General features: G+C 47.6%; 15 protein-coding genes and 1 tRNA gene. 10 read left to right on the top strand and 6 right to left on the bottom strand.

The annotated features are described in order from the left end of the window. Positions 1 to 148: 148 nt before the first annotated feature. From fliT to fliD, 3 genes are all read right to left on the bottom strand, one after another. Positions 149 to 511, bottom strand: a complete 363-nt coding sequence (gene fliT / locus FGI04_RS05505; RefSeq protein ID WP_023640162.1) for a flagellar protein FliT — start codon at positions 509 to 511, stop codon at positions 149 to 151. Continuing rightward, a complete protein-coding gene (fliS, locus tag FGI04_RS05510; protein WP_342701218.1) occupies positions 511 to 921 on the bottom strand; it encodes a flagellar export chaperone FliS in 411 nt (136 codons plus the stop codon). The genes fliT and fliS overlap by 1 nt, the downstream gene beginning before the upstream one ends. A 96-nt stretch (positions 922 to 1017) precedes the next feature. Next, positions 1018 to 2472: a flagellar filament capping protein FliD gene (gene fliD / locus FGI04_RS05515; protein WP_342701217.1), complete on the bottom strand. Its 1455-nt coding sequence runs from the start codon at positions 2470 to 2472 to the stop codon at positions 1018 to 1020. 573 nt (positions 2473 to 3045) lie between these two features. Between fliD and FGI04_RS05520 the strand changes: the two genes are divergently transcribed. The 10 genes from FGI04_RS05520 to phoH all read left to right on the top strand — a co-directional run bounded on the left by FGI04_RS05520 (position 3046) and on the right by phoH (position 17034). Further along, entirely contained in the window at positions 3046 to 3888 is an 843-nt protein-coding gene (locus FGI04_RS05520) for a flagellin N-terminal helical domain-containing protein (RefSeq protein ID WP_407273250.1), read from the top strand. Positions 3889 to 4116: 228 nt separating this feature from the next. After that, on the top strand, positions 4117 to 7563 hold the full coding sequence (locus FGI04_RS05525) for an O-linked N-acetylglucosamine transferase family protein (protein WP_407340172.1): 3447 nt from the start codon (positions 4117 to 4119) through the stop codon (positions 7561 to 7563). A gap of 121 nt (positions 7564 to 7684) precedes the next feature. Beyond that, on the top strand, positions 7685 to 8809 hold the full coding sequence (locus FGI04_RS05530) for a DegT/DnrJ/EryC1/StrS family aminotransferase (protein WP_407337393.1): 1125 nt from the start codon (positions 7685 to 7687) through the stop codon (positions 8807 to 8809). 82 nt (positions 8810 to 8891) lie between these two features. Further along, a complete protein-coding gene (locus FGI04_RS05535) occupies positions 8892 to 10079 on the top strand; it encodes an ATP-grasp domain-containing protein (protein ID WP_407336398.1) in 1188 nt (395 codons plus the stop codon). Then, a complete protein-coding gene (locus tag FGI04_RS05540; protein WP_342701214.1) occupies positions 10076 to 11209 on the top strand; it encodes a Gfo/Idh/MocA family protein in 1134 nt (377 codons plus the stop codon). The genes FGI04_RS05535 and FGI04_RS05540 overlap by 4 nt, the downstream gene beginning before the upstream one ends. 190 nt (positions 11210 to 11399) lie before the next feature. After that, a complete protein-coding gene (locus FGI04_RS05545) occupies positions 11400 to 12485 on the top strand; it encodes an FkbM family methyltransferase (protein ID WP_342701213.1) in 1086 nt (361 codons plus the stop codon). Positions 12486 to 12587: 102 nt separating this feature from the next. Continuing rightward, entirely contained in the window at positions 12588 to 14015 is a 1428-nt protein-coding gene (locus FGI04_RS05550; RefSeq protein ID WP_407336399.1) for a hypothetical protein, read from the top strand. A 343-nt stretch (positions 14016 to 14358) separates the two neighbouring features. Continuing rightward, the gene (locus FGI04_RS05555) at positions 14359 to 15081 is read left to right on the top strand and encodes an RNA polymerase sigma factor FliA (protein WP_342701211.1); all 723 of its coding nucleotides are present in this window, start codon (positions 14359 to 14361) and stop codon (positions 15079 to 15081) included. A 52-nt stretch (positions 15082 to 15133) separates the two neighbouring features. Further along, entirely contained in the window at positions 15134 to 15646 is a 513-nt protein-coding gene (fliZ, locus tag FGI04_RS05560) for a flagella biosynthesis regulatory protein FliZ (protein WP_012884248.1), read from the top strand. Between the two features lie 599 nt (positions 15647 to 16245). Continuing rightward, positions 16246 to 17034, top strand: coding sequence for a phosphate starvation-inducible protein PhoH (phoH, locus tag FGI04_RS05565; RefSeq protein ID WP_342701210.1), 789 nt, complete (start codon positions 16246 to 16248; stop codon positions 17032 to 17034). Between the two features lie 67 nt (positions 17035 to 17101). On the opposite strand, the gene FGI04_RS05570 is transcribed toward phoH, so the two are convergent. The 3 genes from FGI04_RS05570 to FGI04_RS05580 form a co-directional block, all read right to left on the bottom strand. Then, positions 17102 to 18706 (bottom strand): methyl-accepting chemotaxis protein, encoded by a 1605-nt coding sequence (locus tag FGI04_RS05570; RefSeq protein WP_342701209.1) that lies wholly within the window; start codon positions 18704 to 18706, stop codon positions 17102 to 17104. A 771-nt stretch (positions 18707 to 19477) separates the two neighbouring features. Beyond that, positions 19478 to 19567 (bottom strand) — tRNA-Ser (locus FGI04_RS05575). A gap of 182 nt (positions 19568 to 19749) precedes the next feature. After that, positions 19750 to 20388 (bottom strand): RpiB/LacA/LacB family sugar-phosphate isomerase, encoded by a 639-nt coding sequence (locus FGI04_RS05580; RefSeq protein ID WP_016940872.1) that lies wholly within the window; start codon positions 20386 to 20388, stop codon positions 19750 to 19752. Between the last annotated feature and the right edge of the window lie 131 nt (positions 20389 to 20519).

Consider the following 20519-nt stretch of genomic DNA (forward strand, 5'->3'; position numbering starts at 1 on the left):
GAGCGTTATATATTGCGCTTTTGTATCAGGGTGAATAGCCAGTGGTTATTCACCCTGATTTTTAAGAAAACGTACACTTATAAAAATTATATTGATGAGCCCGTTCTGAGTGGTCAGGGCTCGTAAGTAGATAAGGCGGCGGTGTGAATCAGGATTGAGGTTTTCCAGGAAGAATATCGTTGGAAAACTCGGCGTATGTATTATTGACCGATTTTTGATTTTGAGACTGCTGGATCAAGACTGCCAGCTCTTGCATTCTGTTTTGTAGCAGTTCCTTCACTTGCGCTTCCGTATCCAGTATATCCTGAAGCAGTTGACGGAACTGTAATTGTACCGTGCTGGGGATATTGGCAGGGACTGTAATTTGGCTGATTCTCTCTATTGACTGAATATAAACAATTTCCTGTTCAACAACATCATCCCATAATCCATTGAGGGCCATGGTTTTGATATTCCGGATGAGTGTGAGTAACCCCTGATACTCAGTTAGTAATGGAGAGAGATTTTCCATTAGCGCGTTTCCGTCGTTGGTTGATAACCCGGCCCAATTTGTTTCCATGCATCCGCAATGTTATCAAGGAGAGCTTCCACTTCCATAATCGCTTGCAAATCATTATTAATATTGGCATGCAATAATCGACGCACCATGTAGTCGTAAAGGTCGGCAAGGTTTTCTGCTAGTTCACCGCCTTTTTCCATATCTAATCCGAGCTTTAAGCCATTACTGATAATGTCAATGGCTTTGGATAGCGCATTCCCTTTGCCGACGACGTCATTCTGCTCAAGAAGAATTCTTGCCCGGACAAGTGCACTTTTAGTCCCGTCAAATAACATAACGATCAGCTGATGGGGGGTGGCGCTCATTACTGCGCTTTCCACACTCACCTGAGCATACGCCTGACTGGCACTCTTTCTATACATGACCATGCGTGAATAACCGATTAATAATGATAAAAAATAATACTTATTGTTATCTGACGTGCTACAAAATAGAGCACGTCAGATACATCCTGGCTATTAGCTACTGCTGGTTTTATTAAATTGCTGTGTCAGGTAAGAACTGGTTGACGACAGTTTAGCCAACAGGGTGTTAAGCTGGGTAAATTGAGTCTTATAACGATTCATCGTCGCATCAATACTGTCCTGAATACTGGCAAGCTGTTTAGTTACTGTTGCCTGACTCGTCTTGATACCAGCCTGAGCTGATTGCATCAGGCCATCGCTCGAATCCAGCGTCTGGCTCAGGTAATTGCCCGCCTGGGTTGCGAATCCGGTGGTAGAACCATCGCCGGTAAAGAATGTGGTCACGCTGCCGGCGCTGGTTTTCAGCGTATTTGTCAGTTTGGTGTTATCGACAAGCAGTTTGCCATTGTTGGTTGGATCTTGAGTAATCCCCAAGTCAGCCATGGTATGCAGTCCACCGCTATTACTCTGCAAATTGGTCATCAGGTTCTGTAACTGTCGCTGAATGGTGCGAACAGTGCTATCACCAACCAGTGCGCCGTTACTTGCAGATTGGCTACCGCTACTCTGCTCGGCTGCAGTCGGCGCAGTGTAGTTAGTCTGCGTGCTGATCGTGTCCAGCACGTTATTGTATGCGGTGACCCAGTTCTGAATAGCTTGTTGTGTATTGGTAACATCTGAGGAAATGCTCAGACTTTCTGCAGACGAACCTGTCGCTGATGCCGCCTTAAGATTCAGCGTTACGCCAGTGATAGCAGTAGTCACCGTATTGCTCTGGCTGGTGACTGACATGCCATTAAGCGTAAATGACGCATCTTTGGCAGCGACCTGCTCAGTGAAATTACCTAGCGGGCTGGCCAGGTTACCGCTGACGGAGATGGTCATCGCAGATTGCGTACCAGTATTTTTTGCGGTCAGCATCAAGTAGTTGCTGGTGCCGTTATTAATGATACTGGCGCTGACGCTGCCACCGGCATTGTTAATAGCGTCACGGATGTCATTCAATGATGTTTTATCATCCGTCAGCGTAATTTTCAGTGGGGTCGACTGGCCTGGCTGAGAAATCGTAATCGTACTACTGGTGCTAGAGGTACCGCCGGAGACCAGTGCGGTTGAGGCGCTGCTAAAAGCCCCAGAAAGTTGCGACTGGGCCTGAGCCAGGTTATTAACAAAGATGCTATAAGTCCCGGCCACAGCAGTACTGTCTGTGCTGGCGCTGAATGCCGTATTAGTGCTTGTCACTGCAGTCGATGTAATGCTCTTCATATTCTGCAGTGTTGTCGTTGCATTCTGCAGGCTCTTCATCGACGCTTCAACAACACTATAAGCCTTTGCCTGTGCGCTTAGTGAGTCGCTCTTATTTTGGTAAGGGGTCAACCGCTGCTCTTCAACGGTTTGCAACTTGGTAAGCAGAGAACTCAGGTCGAGTGAGGAGCCACTGACCGAGGTACCCAAGTTCATACCTATCGAAGAGATAATGTCTGAGTTACTGCTAACCGTCGTAGCCATAGAAACACCCTTGCATTTGAATTGTGAACTGACAGTCTTATCGGCACTGTATCCGAAAAGTTTACAGGCGTAATGTAAATTTCAGCGTAATCGTTATTCACCTTGATTTCCATCACGCCTACCCACACTGGGGACTCTATCACGGTATTATGAACGTAATGCAAAGAAACATTGTTGCGTTCGTGTCCGGGATCGGTCTGGTAACACATCGAATGTTGTGCGCCTGAGCTCTGGTTATCAAATTGCATGCGCGTTTTCCATCCATGGTTTTTTGAGGCGACATCAGTAAAGGCGATGGCAACTGTGCATGGCGAACGTTTATCCGGTTGGCTCTTTAGGATGGTTTGATAAGCCGTCATTTATATAAAAGTAGGGTGATCGGTGTATTCCGTCATCGCATTTTCCCCTCACTTTCTTCTTTGCAAAGGCCGTCCAGTCTGGGTTTTTAAGGGATCCGCGAAAATTTCAAAAAAAAACTAAAGGTTGTTTTACCCCGGCCGATACAGTTAGTGACGGTGATGACACCGGGGGCAACAGCCCATCCCCATTAATAGAGATGAAAGGAATACAATTATGGCAGTCATTAATACTAACAGCATGTCGCTGTTGGCCCAGTCCAACCTGAACAAATCTCAATCTTCCCTGCAGACTGCTATCGAACGTCTGTCCTCTGGTCTGGCTATCAACAGCGCTAAAGACAACGCAGCAGGTTCTGGTATCGTTAACGGCATGACTGCTCAGATCAAAGGTCTGACCCAGGCTTCCAAAAACGCCAACGACGGTGTATCTCTGGTACAGACCGCTGAAGGTAACCTGGACACCATCAACGACAACTTGCAGCGTATCCGTGAGCTGGCCGTACAGGCAGCGAACGACACCAACGGTACTAACGACCGTTCTGCAATCCAGACTGAAATCAACCGCCGTGTTGACGAAATCAACCGTGTTGCTAACAGCGCAAACTTTAACGGCAAAAAACTGCTGGACGGTTCTGTTACCGCTACTGGTTTCAACATTCAGGTTGGTGCCGGCACCACAACTAACGACTCCATCTCCGTTGGTAGCTCTGCACTGATCAACGCGACTGCTGGCGGCCTGGGTATCACCGCTACCAATACCGACGTATCTACCTCTGCTGGCGCTACTGCTCTGGTTGCTGCAATCGACACCGCTCTGCAGACCATCAACACCGCTAAGGCAAACATTGGTGCGACTCTGAACCGCTTCCAGTCTACCATTGACAACCTGAGCAACACCATCAACAACCTGAGTGGCGCACGTAGCCGTATTCAGGATGCTGACTACGCGACCGAAGTATCTAACATGAGCCGTGCGCAGATTCTGCAGCAGGCTGGTACTTCTGTACTGGCTCAGGCTAACCAGGTTCCGCAGACTGTTCTGAAACTGCTGCAGTAATCCCGGTTTACGCAGTGATGAATTCAGAAACCAACCCTTCGGGGTTGGTTTTTTTTATTCTGTGATGTTATCGCGATAAATAAAATTATCAGAATAAAAATCGACTTCTTAAGCGATGAAATAGGGAAGTTATAATTTGATGCTCAGAGGATTGGTGAAAAAGGTTTTCTTATATACTGGAAGCAATTTTATCTCCGCATAAAGTATTGAAGGAAATGCCTTGTGACCATGCCAGATACACAGCCTTTAGCGAATAATACTGACCTGGGTGAAGATACTGGTAAAGCACCACTGAGTTCGATGTCACCTCCCATCCCTCATACCGCCCCCTTTCATTTGCAAGCCACAGCACATCTTTACGGTATCAAATCCGCTGCGCCGGAAAAGGCGCGTGTACTTGAGATCGGCTGTAAAGATGGTGGCAATTTGTTGCCTTTTGCGCTGGCAAATCCACAGGCGCAGGCTGTCGGGGTCGATCTTGATGCGGAGCAAATTGAAAAAGGCAACGGGCTAATAAAGCAGCTCGAACTGGAGAACATTGCATTATTCGCACTGGACCTGGAGTCGCTACTGGCCTGCGATCCCGGGACATTCGATTACATTATTATTCACGGTCTGTTTAGTCTCATTGGCGGTGAAACGCGAGATGCTTTGCTGCGATTCTGCCATGAACATCTGACAACAGAAGGTATTGTCTGCTATTGCTACAATACGTACCCGGGATGGAAGACTGGCGAAATTCTACGAGATGCTATTCAGCTTCATAGCGGTCTTGCTAGCGATGAAAAGACGGCGAATGCCAGTGCCCGGGCAATGTTGACCTACATGTCTTTAGGGACTGCGCCGGATAACCCTCAAAATGCCGCACTGAAATCGTTCATTGAACAAGCTGAAAAACAGTCTGATGTAGACTTCGCGTTGCTCTATCTACAAGGGCTGAATCAGCCTTGCTATTTTGTTGATTTCTATTCACAAATTACGCAGGCTGGCTTCGCCTATGTAGGGGATGTTCGCGCATACACCGAGCTGGCGGAGCATTATGGCGATCAGGTTTCGCATTTGCATGAGACGATTTGCCCTGAAAATACGGTCTATTTGCGCCAACAGTATCTGGATTTCGCTGTCAACCGTTCTCAGCGTTTTAGCATACTGGTTCCGCAGGAACGCGCAGGTGATATCCTGTCTGAGCCTGATCTGGCAAAACTTGCGGATTTCAATTGGGCTGGAAATTTTCAACGTGTCAGAGCCGATGGCAATAGAATATTAAACGCCCACACCTCCAGTACCGGCGAAACCATCAGTACTGACAACCCAGTGGTTTTAAGTATTCTCGATGCATTAGGTGAGGCTTGGCCTGCCAGCTTGAGTCTGGAACAATTGGTCTTTAATACGCGTTTCCCGGAAAAAGAAACGGATAATCACCAGCAGGATGTACTGGATGCACTCAGAAGTTTGTTTGCAAAAGGGATCGACGGCGTTTATATCCGGATAGGGAATTGTCCTTATCGTAACAGTCGGCACAAGACGCTGACCGGGTTGCCAGGGCTTGCTACAACTGACCTGGCATTCAATTTTTGGCATGAACCGGTTTCACTCGATAGTGATGAGCGACTTTTCCTGCAGCAATTACCCCCATCGCTCAAGGATAACGACAACGCCTTTTATAGCCAACTCTGGGCGTTGCGTAATAAAGGCGTGGTATGGGGAACGCCACGGGCGTGGCGAGATTACCTGCAGGAAGCGATAGTAAAAGCGGATGCCACGCAGGTTGCGGTCTATATTCAGTCACTGGTGGTGTACGTCAGTGAAACGAATGCGGGTGGCTTCATCGAACCAGAAAAGCCCGTGACACATAAAAAGAATAAACTACAGGATAAGAACCCGCTTAATCGCAAGGTATACGAAGAGATGGATCGCCTCACTGCGCTGGGGCATTTCGCTGAAGTCAGAACGAAAGCGGAAGATATAATCAGTACCTATCCAGATAACCTGAGTGTCTGGTACCCCTTTGTGAATACCTATGTACGAACCGGTGATTTTGATGGCGCACTGGGCGTCATTACTCGGGCCATCGCACTGATGCCTTTTAACTGGGATTTCTATGTCGATTTATCGGTGTGCTTCTGGAAAAAGAATGAATGGCACCATGGCATGGCACTGACCAGAAAGGTACTGCGTTGCGACAAGCGAAAAGGACTGGCGTGGGACACGTTGGCGGTATTGCTGAACATTACCCATAATCTTGATTCGGCGTTTATTTGTATGGAAAAAGCGCTACAAATAGACCCTGAAAACCCCAATTTTATCAGTCATATGGGGATGATTTGCCATAATCTGGGCCGTAAGGACGCCATCAAGTATCACCGTAAAACGATTGAATTGATGCCAGAGGCGTTCCATCTGTACAGCAACTTGTTACTGGGGCTGTCCCATGATGTCGACGTGACGCCGCAAGCGTTGTTTCAGGAACATGTCTTATTTGGTAACCGCGTTGAAGCCGCTGCTGCGAATTATCATCAGCACTTTAGCTATACACAGAACAAAGATAGCCAACGCCCGTTACGCATCGGTTTTATTTCCGGCGATTTTGGTGATCATCCGGTAACCAACTTCCTGGAGCCTATCTGGAATTCGCTTGATCGCACTCTATTCTCGCTTTATGCCTATTCAAGTTTTCAACGTAATGATGCAAAGGCTGAAAGCTTAAAACAGACTGCAGCCAGTTGGCATAACGTCGATAAGATGGGCGACCTGGAACTGGCGATGCTCATCAATCAGGATGAGATAGACATCCTGATTGATCTGTCCGGCCATACGGCCTATAACCGCCTGCCAGTTTTGGCACTGAAGCCCGCACCGATCCAGATGACCTGGATCGGTTATCCCGGCACTACGGGGATGAAGACGGTTGACTACATTCTGCTTGATGTGCATTACCGTCAAGGTGGAGCACTGGATCCGTATCTGACAGAAAAAATCATTTATTTGCCCTCGGTTAAATACTTTGAGCCGGTTAAAGACAGCCCGGATGTAAACGAGCTTCCGGCCTTAAAGAATGGCTATCTGACGTTTGCCAGTTTTAACCGCCCGCAGAAAATTTCTGATGAAACACTGGCTTTATGGGCTAAGGTTCTGACGACAATACCGAATTCGCGTTTGATCATGGGATACATGACGGGCCAGGAAACAATAGATTATTTCCGTACACGGCTGCTTGAATATGGTGTCAACGAGGAACAGCTATCTTTCCGCATGCGGACCGGTTTGAAAGAGTATCTGGGAATGCACCGCGAAGTGGATTTATTGCTGGATACCTATCCGTATACCGGTGGTACGACAGTGAGTCATGCGGCCTGGATGGGCGTCCCTGTGCTGACCCTTGAAGGGGAGTCTATCGCCTCACGGCAAGGCAGCGTCACGATGCGCATTCTGGGGCTGGATGACTTTATCTCGACGAGTGAAGACGAGTTTCTCCAAAAGGCGTTGTATTGGAGTCAGTCGCTAGAAAAACTGAGTGATGTGCGTGCCGGAATTCGGGGACGCATTGCTGCCAGAATGAACTCTGTCCTGTCTCCGTCTGTGTATTTCGAGCAGGCGATACGCAATGCATGGCAGATGTACTGCGAAGGAAAAGAACCCAGTTCATTTAGCATTGACTGGGAAAGTGAGTCATAAAACTGACGAAGGTACCGCTGTTTTCGTCTGTGTGGCAAGGTTTGGCGGGAGCAGTGATAGCGATAAAAAATAGATAACGCTGCGTTATGCATGGCGACATAAGCGCAAGGACAGGTGAATGATGAGCAAGAATATCTATGTAACGAGCCCTTTGCTGCCCGAGCTTGATGAGTTTATGCCCTATCTGGAAAAGATATGGGATAACAAGTGCCTGACAAATGGTGGGCCTTTTCATCAGCAACTTGAGCAGGAACTGGCAGAGTATCTGGGCGTTAAGCACCTGTGCTTGTTTACCAATGGCACACTGGCGCTACTGACGGCATTGCAGGCATTGCGTATCACCGGTGAAGTTATCACCACGCCTTATTCGTTTGTGGCGACATCGCATTCGTTACTGTGGAATAACCTGAAACCTGTTTTTGTGGATATCGACCCCGTCACCTGTAATCTGGATCCTAAAAAGATCGAAGAGGCGATTACACCACTTACATCCGCGATTCTTCCTGTCCATTGCTACGGTATTCCCTGTGATGTGGATAAAATTCAGGAAATTGCCGATGTGTATGGTCTGAAAGTCATTTATGACGCAGCGCATTCTTTCGGCGTAAAAAAAGAGGGAGCCAGTATTCTGAATTATGGCGATCTCTCTATCCTGAGTTTTCATGCAACCAAGGTATTCAACACCATAGAAGGCGGTGCGATTATCTGCCCTGATGCGAAAATGAAGAAGCGGATTGATTATCTGAAAAACTTTGGTTTTGCAGATGAGACTACCGTTGTAGCACCAGGTATTAACGGCAAGATGAACGAAGTGCAGGCCGCGTTTGGCTTATTGCAGCTGAAATATATTGAACAGGCGTTGGAAGATAGAAAACGTATTTATCACTATTACCGTGACGGGTTAGCCCGGATTCATGGTTTAACAACAGTGAGTGTACCTGACTCAATTGACTGGAATTATGCCTATTTCCCGCTCTTTATGGATGATTGCTCATTCGACACCCGAGAGAAACTATATAGTGCGTTAAAAGCGCAGGGCATTATGTCTCGCCGGTATTTCTATCCGTTAATTAGCAGCTTCCCGATGTATCGCGGTATGAATAGTGCGAGTGCTGCTAACTTGCCCGTAGCGACGAATGTGGCCAACTCGGTGTTGTGTCTTCCTATTTATCCAGGGCTGGAAGCTGACGACCAGGATCGCATCATTGAGATTATCGAGCGCACGTTGAACGAAAGCGCGTGTTAATGAACCGGCTCCCCTTATCGTGACTGAACGCGAGCAAAGGGGCATATCTCCTCAGGAGATACCTGAAATTTTGTAACAGAGAATGGATATGTCGACGATAGATGCCTTAATGCTTGATGCCGGTTTTTCTGCGTTACCACTGCTGGAAGCGTGTCTGGAGCAGGGGGTTGCCATCGGTGTGTGTAGCGGTAAACCGGGCGATCCTGGTCATATCCGTGCAACCCGGTCGATTGTTGAAGATTATTCGGACAAAGAGGCAATCCTCGGTATTGTCAGAAAGGAAAATGTTAAGGCCATCCTGCCCGGTGTGACGGATGTGTCTTACGAAACCGGGGCTTGGGTTGCTGAATCATTAGGTATGCCTGGTTTCGATTCGGTTGAGACAACCAACATTTTGCTGAGAAAGGATGAATTTCGTACTTATGCTCAGCGCAAAGGCTTGCCTGTTCCCACCGCGGTACGTGATATTTCCTGCGCAGGACAACTGTCTTACCCGATTTTGGTGAAGCCTGTGGATGCCTATAGTGGCCGTGGCATTACGTTAGTCCAGTGTGAGCAGGATATTTTACCGGCTTACCAACTAGCGGCATCGTCCTCTGCAAGCGGTCAAGTCGTGATAGAAGAGTTCAAGCAGGGCTCATTGCACAGCCACTCGGCCTTTATTCGCAATGGTGAGATAGCTTGCGAGTTCTTCGTTAATGAGTATTGCACCGTTTACCCTTATCAGGTGGATAGCAGTTGTATTGCCCATCAGATGAGTGAAGCGCTGAAAAATGCGGTGAGCGATTGTATTAATAGCATTGTTGCTGACCTGAAATTATGCGATGGCTTGCTGCATACACAGTTTATTGCCAATGGTGATAATTTTTGGCTGATTGAGCTGACCCGACGTTGCCCCGGTGATCTTTATTGTCAGCTGATTCGTTATTCCACTGATATTCCTTATGCGGAATATTTTGTGGCGCCTTTCTTGTCGTCACCTACGACATTCGCCAATAAGCGCCCGTCTGCCCACCACTATGTTGCCAGACACACGGTGTCGGTGTCTGAAAAGACCATCTTCAATGCGTTGCGCTATCACAAGTTACCTGGTGAGTTACTGGAAAGTGTTGTGCTAAAGAAAAGTGGCGAAATTCTAAACCCGGCTCCAGGTGATCGTGCAGCGGTAGTCTTTATGACTTTTGCTGATAAAACCCGACTATTAGGTAATACCGAGGGTCTGAAACATCATCTGAATGTGTGCCACTCCTTCCTGGGAAGAATGAAATGAAAAATATAACAAGCGCCGGTGGCGCACTCAAAATTGGGTTCATCGGTGGTGGTATTAATTCGGCAATTGGCGAAACGCATAAGATAGCTTCGCAAATGGATGGTCATTTCGAACTGGTGTCGGGTTTCTTTAGTCGCCATGAGGATATTAATCAGCAGACTGCCGCCAGTTGGGGAATCCATGCAGATCGCGTATATAGTGACCTGGCCAGTTTCTTACGAGCGGAAGCCAGTAAACTGGATGCGGTCGTTATCCTGACGCCGACGCCGACGCATAAAGACATTGTGATTGCCTGTATTGAACATCAACTACCGGTCATTTGTGAGAAATCGCTGGCTACCAATGTTGAAGAGGTCGCTGCCATTCAGAATGCTCTGGAAAAAATGAACGGAACATTGCTGGTTACCTTTAACTATTCCGGTTATCCGATGGTTAGGGAACTGAGGCAGCGTGTTGCCAGTGGCGAGCTGGGCCAGATCAGACAGGTGATGGTTGAGATGCCTCAGGAGGGATTCCTGCGTCACGTCAAAAGTGGGGCGGTACCTCGTCCACAAGACTGGCGGCAGCATGATGGTGTGATCCCTACCGTGTCATTGGATCTGGGCTCTCATGCTCATCAGATGGTGGATTACATTATCGGTGAGCAGGCTCAGGATGTGTATGCTGTACACCACCGTTTTGGTGAGATCCCTGATGTGGAGGATACCGTTCATTGCATTTCCGGTTATACCAACCAGGTGGTGTGTAACTACTGGTACACCAAAGCAGCACTAGGTTGCCGCAACGGCTTACGTATCCGGATTTATGGCAGCAAAGGGGCGGCGGAATGGCTACAAATGGATCCTGAGCATTTGAAACTCAGCAATATCAATGGTACTTCCAGCGTAATAGACCGAACTCACCCAGATAATCTGGTGGCGTCACAACCGCGATACCACCGTTTTAAAGCTGGGCACCCGGCTGGATTTATAGAGGCGTTCGCCAACTATTACGAGGACATCGCTTCTTATCTTAAAGACGGCGCGTGCGAGTATGTGTTTGGTAGTGATGTTGCGATGAGGGGGATACGTTATCTTCAGGCTGCGGCAGCCAGTGCGCATAAAGGCGAAAAGGTTAGGATCACGGAATAAGCGATGATCTGATTATACCCAAAACAATGTGTTGCTGATTTTGTACTGTATCGGTTTAGAGATCACCCGGCGTTACTGTCACTAAACTTTTACTGGTAAAACTGCGATGACGGATAACAGTCATGTCAGAGCAGTGCATGATGAGGGTGATGACTCATGGCGATATCAGAAGGTATTGGAGAGAAGACGAATGAATACAACCAGTAAGCCTGCGGCAGCAAACAGCGCAACAGCTAACTTTTTTGAGCGTTTTACCCGTGTAGATGAGACTAAACGCTATGTACTGGGTGTGAACCCGTATGCAGAGGCGATCGCCAGAGTCGCACCGGTTGATGGTTTTATTGACGAGTACACTACCCTAACGACATGGCTTGGTAAGCCGGTGCTGCGCTTGAATCAAATCGATAAAGACAGCATGGTGGTGTCTGCGGTGACCAATTCCCGCCCCAAAACTGGCGTAGAAAAACTGAAGGCGGCTGGCGTTAAAGAGGTGATGGACTATTTCGCGTTTGCTGATCTGAGCAACGGTAGCGTTCCACAGCTTGAATGCATCACGGATATGCGCAAAGAGCATGCGACCAATACTGCGAAATTTGAGTGGATTCGTGGGTTGCTGGTAGATGATGAGTCTCGCCAGGTATTTGACGATATTTTGCGTTTCCGCCTTGAAGCCAATCTGGCTGCCATCGAAAAATACGATTTTTGTGTCGACAGACAGTACTTCGAACCATTCGTTGTGTTTTCCGAAGGAGAAGTCTTTGTCGATGGTGGCGGGTTTGATGGTTTTACCAGCCTGGAGTTTGCTAAACGCTGCCCGGGTTATGGCAGTATTCATTTCTTCGAACCGGGCAGTGATACCCTGGTGCTGGCGAAAGAAAATATGCGTAATTTGCATAACGTTAACTATCATCTGCTGGGGCTGTTCGACCGGAATACGACGCTGAGCTTTTCCTCGGGTGACGGTTCAGCCAGCCATATTTCGGAAGACGGGGATGTGAAAATTGAAGTCGCGACGCTGGATAGCGTCGTGAATGAGCCGGTCAGCTTTATCAAGCTTGATCTGGAAGGGGCGGAAATCGCCGCATTAACCGGAATGAAACAGCATATTCTGGATGATCATCCGAAGCTGGCGGTGGCGGTTTATCATTATCCTAGCGACTTTTGGAAGATCCCCGAATATATTCTGAGTCTTCGGAGTGATTATCGCATTTATTTGCGTCATTACACTGAAGGGTGGGCTGAAACCATTATGTTCTTTATCCCTGTGGCCGACTGACACGTCCTTATTCGGGTGATGATATTAATCACCCGGAAAGACATTCTGTTATATGTATGGTCATGTTGCTGTAACAGTAAATACAACAATTGAAGGTTGTTTATGGCAGATTACACGCAGGTAAAATCAACACATCAATACTATCGGGATGTGTTCAGTCGTGAATTGATGATTGGCAGCATTGGTGATCTGCCGAAAAAAATTGTCCTTGACGTTATCGTTAATAGAAGCAGTGATCTCTATACCCTGAACAAAAATCTGGCTACCAGTCAGAGTAATTTACCCGAAGCTCAGGATCGTGCGTTAAAACAGCTGCTTAATGCGATAGCACTGTCTAATCTGTCTTTCGATGACAAGTGGGACGGCCAGCAGGTACGCATGCCGGCCGAATATATTAACAGTATTATCAGCTATCTCAGCGATGTGCTGGAGTTGGCTCCGAATCTTGAGTATTTGGTCGCATCGATCCAGCTTCTTTTTCGTATTGGTGCGACAGAACAAGCGATTGGGCTCATCGAGAACAATTTAGATACTCTGCAAGATGTGCCTGTTATCTTTAAGATTCTATTGCTTACTTGTATTCTGGAGGAGGATTACGAGTATGCATTCCTACTTGTCAAAAAAATGACGGCGAACTCCTATCTTATTGGCGAAGATCCGTTGACGTTATTGATGGTGGTATCGACCATATTCAAAAATGGTGGTTATCCTGAATCCTATATTGATTTTAGTTCACTCATATCAAAAACAGAGGATATCAATTACGATCATTATCAGTGGCTACTGAAAAGAGAGTTAGATAATGATAAACCTACAGTATTGATTGCCTGTGATGTCAAATATTATCATCAGCATGCTGCGTATCTGATTTACTCTCTTTACGAGACGAACCGCGAAAAATTCAATGTGCATCTGCATGTTTATAATATTGATGATGCAACAGCTGAAGATATCAAAACCAAGCATGCTCAATTTCCTGAGTTAAATATCTCTTGTACATCCGAATTTATTGCTGATGTAACGGGTATCAATGTGCACTACGCTTGCAGACGATTTGTTGCTGCCAATTATCTGTTGCCTCTCATTAAAGCCCCGCTGATCGTTGTCGATGCAGATTGTCTGATGAGAAATGACTGGCAATTTATCAGTCATAGGGTAGAGAGTGCTGACATTGCTTTGACGAAAAACGATAGTGCACCGTTCTGGGAAAAAGCGATTGCTGGGTTTGTTTATCTAAATGGTGGCGAAGAGTCCAGACGATTCATCAAGAAAGTTGCGCTTTTTATATGGAATAACTTGATGAAAAATAACGCCGTCTGGTTTTTAGATCAGGTTGCGCTATCTGCGGTCCTGGATGGTATTGGAAAGTCGACTCATGTATCACGTATTGATGCTTCTTTTGTCTGTGATGTTAATCACAGGGAAGGCTCATTTTCCTGGGTGGTGACGACTATCAAGGATGCCAAAAATCGCTACGCAGAATATAAAGATTATCTATCTGAAAAATATGGTAATAAAACTAATCAATAAAATCAGTCGATGATTAGGAATAAGGTGGTAGGCTACGCCACCTTATTCAGCATAAAGCGGATTGTGCAGTAATAGCAGTCTGATTTTTCCTTCATCATGACAATTATTGTGTTAATAGTTTCTTTCATTATCAGTCAGTAACTACACATCAATATCACAAAAAATGCGCCTTTCCTGGTGGAACAGGTACCCACCTTGCGCTATAGCCGCTACAATTTTCAGAAATGGGAATTTGGCAGCATATCTGAAAAAAGCCTTTTTTCTACACCTATTCTTCCGATTGTCATAGTATGCTAAACGCATAATGATGTTGAGCACCTTAATTTTATAGGTATTTATCACTGTGAGCGAACTGTATACCGCTGAAGGCACAATGGATAAAAATTCATTATGGAAGCGCTATGTTCCGTTGGTGCGCCATGAAGCCTTGCGGTTGCAGGTTCGTCTTCCGGCGAGCGTTGAGCTTGATGATCTCCTGCAGGCAGGGGGCATTGGGCTGCTCAGTGCCGTAGAGCGTTATGATTCGTTGCAAGGCACGGCATTTACTACTTATGCCGTACAACGTATTCGTGGCGCGATGCTGGATGAGTTGCGCAGCCGGGACTGGGCGCCACGTAGTGTCAGGCGTAACGCCCGGGAAGTGGCGCAGGCAATGCAGCAGGCTGAACAGTCACTCGGCCGGGCTCCAACCGAACAGGAAGTAGCCCAAACCCTGAACATCTCGTTAGAGGAATATCGTCAGATTCTGCTGGACACCAATAATAGCCAGTTGTTTTCTTACGATGAGTGGCGGGAAGAGCACGGGGATAGCGCTGAGGCGTTACTGGAAGGGAATGAAGAAGCCAATCCATTAAACCTGTTGATGGACGTAAATCTACGTCAACGGGTGATGGACGCGATTGAAAACCTGCCAGAGCGCGAAAAAATGGTGTTGACTCTCTACTATCAGGAAGAACTGAACCTGAAGGAAATCGGTGCGGTTCTTGAGGTGGGCGAGTCGCGCGTTAGTCAGTTGCATAGCCAGGCGATAAAGCGTCTGCGTGCAAAATTAATGAGTGACGTTTAATTTGGAGCACACAGACATGTAGTTGTACCACCCTACAGTCAGGAATGGACTCATGCCTCAATCAACCAGGAAGAAGCAGCTTCTTAGCCGTTATTTGAAGGACTTCAAACACAGACAAACACACTGCGCTCATTGCGCCAAAGAACTGGATCGTGTGTCGCTGGTATTTCGTGATCAGCTGATCAACAAGAAGTCGATTGCCATGATGGATAGACTGATTGACAACACGATCTGGGAGTCTGTGCAGGAAGAACTTATCCCGCTATGCCGTTTTTGCAGCGAGGTCTCCTGCAATACGCACGCCAATTATTTCGATATCAAAGCGTTTACGCAGTATTTGATCGAGCAGACAGAAGTGCGACACAGCACTATGCGTGAATATGTCATTCGCTTACGGCGTCTGGATGAATTACTGTTGGCGAAGAATTACCCACAGGAAAGTTTCACCTCAGACGGTAATATTCAGCAGCGTGTCTGCGATTATTTACCTGATATCGAGCAAAACACATACCGCAGTGCTCTGCGCAAGTACGACCAATATCTGCACTGGCAGAAACATTACTAACCCCCCGGATTCCTCCGTCAGTTGGCGGAGGATATCTCTCCAGTACGAATCCGCTGTGTGGCTAATCCAATATATAGCTTGCCTGACCCAGCGTGGGCGCAATTGGGCGCAATATAGAGCTTTATGTTATGGCTATGCAAAAATACTTGCCATGTAGGGGCAAAATATAGCACTGTCATCATAATGACATCTACGGACGGTAATTTCATCCCAGATGTCGGATGCCTGATGCGGTCAATCATTATTCATCCGAATAGTTATTGTCACAGTGAGGAACGCGAATGGTAGAGTCCTTTCCTGGACGGAATAGTCAGCAAATTCGCCCGTTTCTGCCGCCTTGCCGAGGCGGAGGTTCTCTCTCCCGCTCCGTTTTTTCACTTTCTCCCGGTTGTTGCGATAATCCCCATAGAGCGATTTCCGCTCCATTCATTTATGCCAATGTTGAACTCGACTCTTCGCAAGGGGAACTGTGTCGGTTATGCATTGGCTTTCGTCATTTCCAACGCTACGGCTTAATAAGGAAGCCAAACCTCATTTGTGAACAAAACACCGTCGATCTCAGGTCGTTCGGTCAGTGAAACAAACTGTAAGGTGCCACTATGGGAAGACAAAAAGCAGTGATCAAAGCGCGTCGTGAAGCCAAACGTGTTATCAGACGTGAATCGCGCAGTCATCGTCAGCGTGAAGAAGATTCGGTCACTTCTCTGGTTCAGTTGGGCGGCATTGAAGCTATCGGTATGGCGCGTGAGAGCCGTGACACCTCAATCATTGAGGCCCGAAACCCGGCGCAGGAACACTACTTGTCTGCAATAGAAAATAAACAGTTAATCTTTGCCACCGGCGAGGCTGGTTGTGGCAAAACGTTTCTCAGTGCGGCCAAAGCGGCTGAAGCACTGCTTCATAAAGAGGTTGAACGCATTATCGTGACACGGCCGGTCTTGCAGGCTGAAGAAGATCTTGGCTTCCTGCCGGGCGACATTGCGGAGAAGTTCGCGCCGTATTTTCGCCCGGTCTATGACGTGTTGCAACGTCGACTCGGCTCTTCTTTCTTGCAGTATTGTCTACGACCGGAAATCGCTAAAGTGGAAATTTCGCCGTTTGCGTACATGCGTGGGCGGACGTTCGAAAATGCCGTGGTGATCCTGGATGAGGCCCAGAACGTTACCGTCAATCAGATGAAGATGTTCCTGACGCGTCTGGGCGAGAACGTGACGGTGATTGTTAATGGCGATATTACCCAGTGTGACTTGCCTGCCGGTGTAAAATCCGGTCTGCGGGATGCACTGGAGCGGTTTACGGAAGACAGCATGGTCAGCATTGTGACTTTTGGTAAAGAGGATTGTGTGCGTTCGGAGTTGTGTCAGCGCACGCTGGTGGCCTATTCCTGATACCGGGTTAACATCCAGGTAAAAAGGGTTGCTCTCGCAACCCTTTTTTATCGCTATACCTGACGGTTTAGCGGTGGCTCAGACGCAGGTGGCTGGCACCACTCATGGTGTGCGAGTCAGTAAAGTGAGAGCCCGCTTCGAGTTTGAAAACTTCGACCGACTGACGCAGTCTGGTTGCCTGTTCGTTCAGTGAGTCTGCGGCCGAGGAGGCTTGTTCCACCATGGCAGCATTCTGCTGTGTGACGCCTTCCATCTGGTTAATGGCGGTATTGATCTGGGAGATACCGCGGCTCTGTTCTTCGGAGGCCAGCGATACTTCGTTGACCAGGTTAGACACGTTTTGAATCACGCCCTTCACGTTGCTGATAGCATCGCGGACTTCATCAGCTTGCACCGCACCGTGTTTCACCGCGGTGATGGCACTGTCGATCAGGTTTTTGATCTCTTTGGCGGCGGATGAAGAGCGTTGTGACAGTGTGCGAACTTCACCAGCAACCACCGCAAAGCCCCGGCCATGCTCACCCGCCCGAGCGGCTTCAACTGCGGCATTTAGCGCCAGAATATTGGTCTGGAACGCGATGCCTTCAATCAGGTTAGTGATATCAGCAACTTTGGCGGAGCCATTGGCGATATCTTCCATGGCATGCACCATACGTTGTACGGCTTCGTCACCGTGCTGAACCGCAACACTGGCCTGCTGGCCCAGCTTATTGGCCTGTGCCGTATTGTCGACGTTACTTTCGATTGTGGATGAAATCTCATGCATGCTGGCAGCGGTCTGTGCCAGAGAAGAGGCTTGCTCTTCTGTGCGAGCAGAAAGGTCTTCATTGGCTGCAGCAATCTCACCGGATGCCGTTGATACACTCTCGCTGGCAGAACGAACGTCGGACAATACCATCGCAAAGCGTTGGATCAGATTGTTGAACGCGCTTGATGTCTGACCAATTTCGTCATTTTTGCTGGCATCAGCATGCAAGGTCAGGTCCAGGTTTTCACTGACGTTAATCAGTGTCTGGCGCAAGGCATTCAGGCTATTGCGCACGTAACTGATAATCACCGTGGAGAAGGTGCCAGCAACGAGTAATGCCACTACAATTAAGCCAACTAGCCCGAAGAACGCCTGTTTGAAGCTGGAGTTATTTTGCTCCTGCAGTCCACTGGCCAGCGTGACGTTATAGTCGTACTGATCCTGGAACCCTTTCACCAGCTTTTCCTGGGCCAGAGTGACATACCCCTGAGAGGAAAACGCTTTTTCTGCTGCTTGCGTATCGGCCTGGGATTGCTGAAACAGCTTATCTTTCGCGGTGCGGAAATCGTTCAGGTATTGCAGATTATCATTCGCCATCTGTAAATCTTTGGGATCAGAAATCAGATCTTTTTTGTAAATGGCATTCAGTTTTTCAACTTTGGAGAGCGAGTCATCAAGCGCGCGTTTTAAGGTATTACGCTGTTGTTCTTCTCGGGTCAGAAAAATGAGTGCCAGCGCACTGCGAGCATCATTTAATGCGTTATTAGACCTCACGAGATTGTCAAGGCTGGGTAAGGTATTCACCATCACATATTCCAGACGGTCCTTTGACTGGTTAAGTGATTGAAGTCCAAAGCCACCTACGCCAATCAGTGCAAGGGCGAAGATACTGATTACGATAGCTAGTTTTTTTACGATAGTCATGTTGGAATACTCCGCCAAGGAAATACACGATGGTAAAAATACAAAGGTACAATGTTCTTTCGAAAATAAATTTATTTTATTTAGATTAAGTGAACATTAATGGAAATAAAAAATCGCTTTGTATTTTCTTCCATTGGTTAAGTATGACTCTAGTGACTAATGATAGTTTTAATTTTTTTGTTTTACATCAATGTTTTGTCTTTTTAACTCACAGAGTGCTTCCTCGTTTTTCGAGAAAAGCATTAGTGGTACATATGCATGGTGCGGATTGTTATATGAAATAAACGTTAATTTTACTCAGATACAAGAGAAACGGCGTTTTATCATAAGAGCCTATCCCAGTAGGCGTTATTGGCGTAGCCAGTTTGGACACGGACAGCGTGCAGACAACATGCAATGCATGTTGAACGGAAAAAGCACGCTGTCCGATCCTGCGGGCGAACGCAGCGAGTAAACCGGAGCGTACACGTAGTACGTGAGGATTTCGAGCCCTGCCCAGGGCCGAAATGGCAAGTGAAATAGTCCTAATGGGATAGGCTCTAAGTACCGGTATTTCTCTCATTATCAGGTGGCGACATATTGCGTCTAACTGTCTGGGAGGGGAAATGATCCGGTCGGGATAGACTCGCGCGTTGCGCTCGCCCTGCGGGCCGCCTGCGGCGGTCCAAAACGGCAGGCCGTTTTGTCGAACCCTGTCGGGGGCTCTCACCGTCCCATCACCGGTTAAAAGTAAAAACCCCAGACTTTCGTCTGGGGTTTTTACTTTTAATCTGGCGGTGAGGGAGGGATTCGAACCCTCGATACGTTTTCACGTATACACACTTTCCAGGCGTGCTCCTTCAGCCACTCGGACACCTCACCGGATTGTTACCTCAAGGGCAACGGGGCGCTACTATAGGGAGTCACCCAGTTATGGTCAAGCAGTATTTCAGGCTTTTAAAACATCTGGCTAACAGTTGTTCGACCTGAACAGACGTGCGCCGATTACCGATAAAAAAAGACCACCGCGCATGCGGTGGTCGGGATAACACTCGCAGGCTGAATTAGTTCAGCAGGGATTTGATAAAGCTAGTCAGCTCCGCATTGGTGCTGTTGGCGAAGAAATATTCCTGGAATTTCGGGCCTGCGATAGCGCCTTTAACCAGATCCTGATCCAGACCTTTCAGAATGGTGATCAGATCGTTGTAGGTCACTGCTTTTACCGCATCCAGAATTTTCTTGTTACGCTGCTGCGGCGCAACGCGATCACTCGGGTAACCACGGCCTCCTTCTTCTTTGAACAGCTGAGTGAACAGGTTTTCCAGATTCAGTTCAGCACCCCAGCCAAAGCCTTTAGCGTAAGGCAGAGAAACGGCATTACCGTTATTGATCTGAGAGAACAGGTAAGCGTCAGACGGGTCAACAACCAGACCACAGATTACACCCGGGAAAGAGTTACAGGCCAGCATCGCACCCTGACCCGTACCACAACCTGTGACCACGAAATCAGCGGCACCGGAGTTCAGCAGGATGGCAGCCAGAATACCGTTCTGGATGTAGGTCAGCTGTGCAGCGTCTTCAACAGCATATTGACCGTAGTTGTATACGGTGTGACCCATCGGTTCAACGGCTTTGGACAGAGCAGTCGCGATAATCGCGTTTTTTGCAGCCTGGCTGTTCTCGTTAATCAGTGCAATTTTCATGTTCGTTCCTTTAAGTGTGCGGACAACTACATTTTTTAAAACACTATTTCATTTCAATTGACCCAGTATACCTTGCTCATCAGAAACCGCAAACCACCAGAAACCGGAATTGATCGCAAAAACGTGACCTG

Origin of the sequence: Dickeya ananatis (genome assembly GCF_019464615.1) — a bacterium.
Lineage (GTDB): Bacteria > Pseudomonadota > Gammaproteobacteria > Enterobacterales > Enterobacteriaceae > Dickeya > Dickeya oryzae.

Coding starts and splice junctions, on each gene's coding strand:
- fliT (WP_023640162.1), bottom strand. CDS start 511: ATGGAAAATCTCTCTCCATTACTAACTGAGTATCAGGGGTTACTCACA.
- fliS (WP_342701218.1), bottom strand. CDS start 921: ATGTATAGAAAGAGTGCCAGTCAGGCGTATGCTCAGGTGAGTGTGGAA.
- fliD (WP_342701217.1), bottom strand. CDS start 2,472: ATGGCTACGACGGTTAGCAGTAACTCAGACATTATCTCTTCGATAGGT.
- FGI04_RS05520 (WP_407273250.1), top strand. CDS start 3,046: ATGGCAGTCATTAATACTAACAGCATGTCGCTGTTGGCCCAGTCCAAC.
- FGI04_RS05525 (WP_407340172.1), top strand. CDS start 4,117: ATGCCAGATACACAGCCTTTAGCGAATAATACTGACCTGGGTGAAGAT.
- FGI04_RS05530 (WP_407337393.1), top strand. CDS start 7,685: ATGAGCAAGAATATCTATGTAACGAGCCCTTTGCTGCCCGAGCTTGAT.
- FGI04_RS05535 (WP_407336398.1), top strand. CDS start 8,892: ATGGATATGTCGACGATAGATGCCTTAATGCTTGATGCCGGTTTTTCT.
- FGI04_RS05540 (WP_342701214.1), top strand. CDS start 10,076: ATGAAAAATATAACAAGCGCCGGTGGCGCACTCAAAATTGGGTTCATC.
- FGI04_RS05545 (WP_342701213.1), top strand. CDS start 11,400: ATGAATACAACCAGTAAGCCTGCGGCAGCAAACAGCGCAACAGCTAAC.
- FGI04_RS05550 (WP_407336399.1), top strand. CDS start 12,588: ATGGCAGATTACACGCAGGTAAAATCAACACATCAATACTATCGGGAT.
- fliZ (WP_012884248.1), top strand. CDS start 15,134: ATGCCTCAATCAACCAGGAAGAAGCAGCTTCTTAGCCGTTATTTGAAG.
- phoH (WP_342701210.1), top strand. CDS start 16,246: ATGGGAAGACAAAAAGCAGTGATCAAAGCGCGTCGTGAAGCCAAACGT.
- FGI04_RS05570 (WP_342701209.1), bottom strand. CDS start 18,706: ATGACTATCGTAAAAAAACTAGCTATCGTAATCAGTATCTTCGCCCTT.
- FGI04_RS05580 (WP_016940872.1), bottom strand. CDS start 20,388: ATGAAAATTGCACTGATTAACGAGAACAGCCAGGCTGCAAAAAACGCG.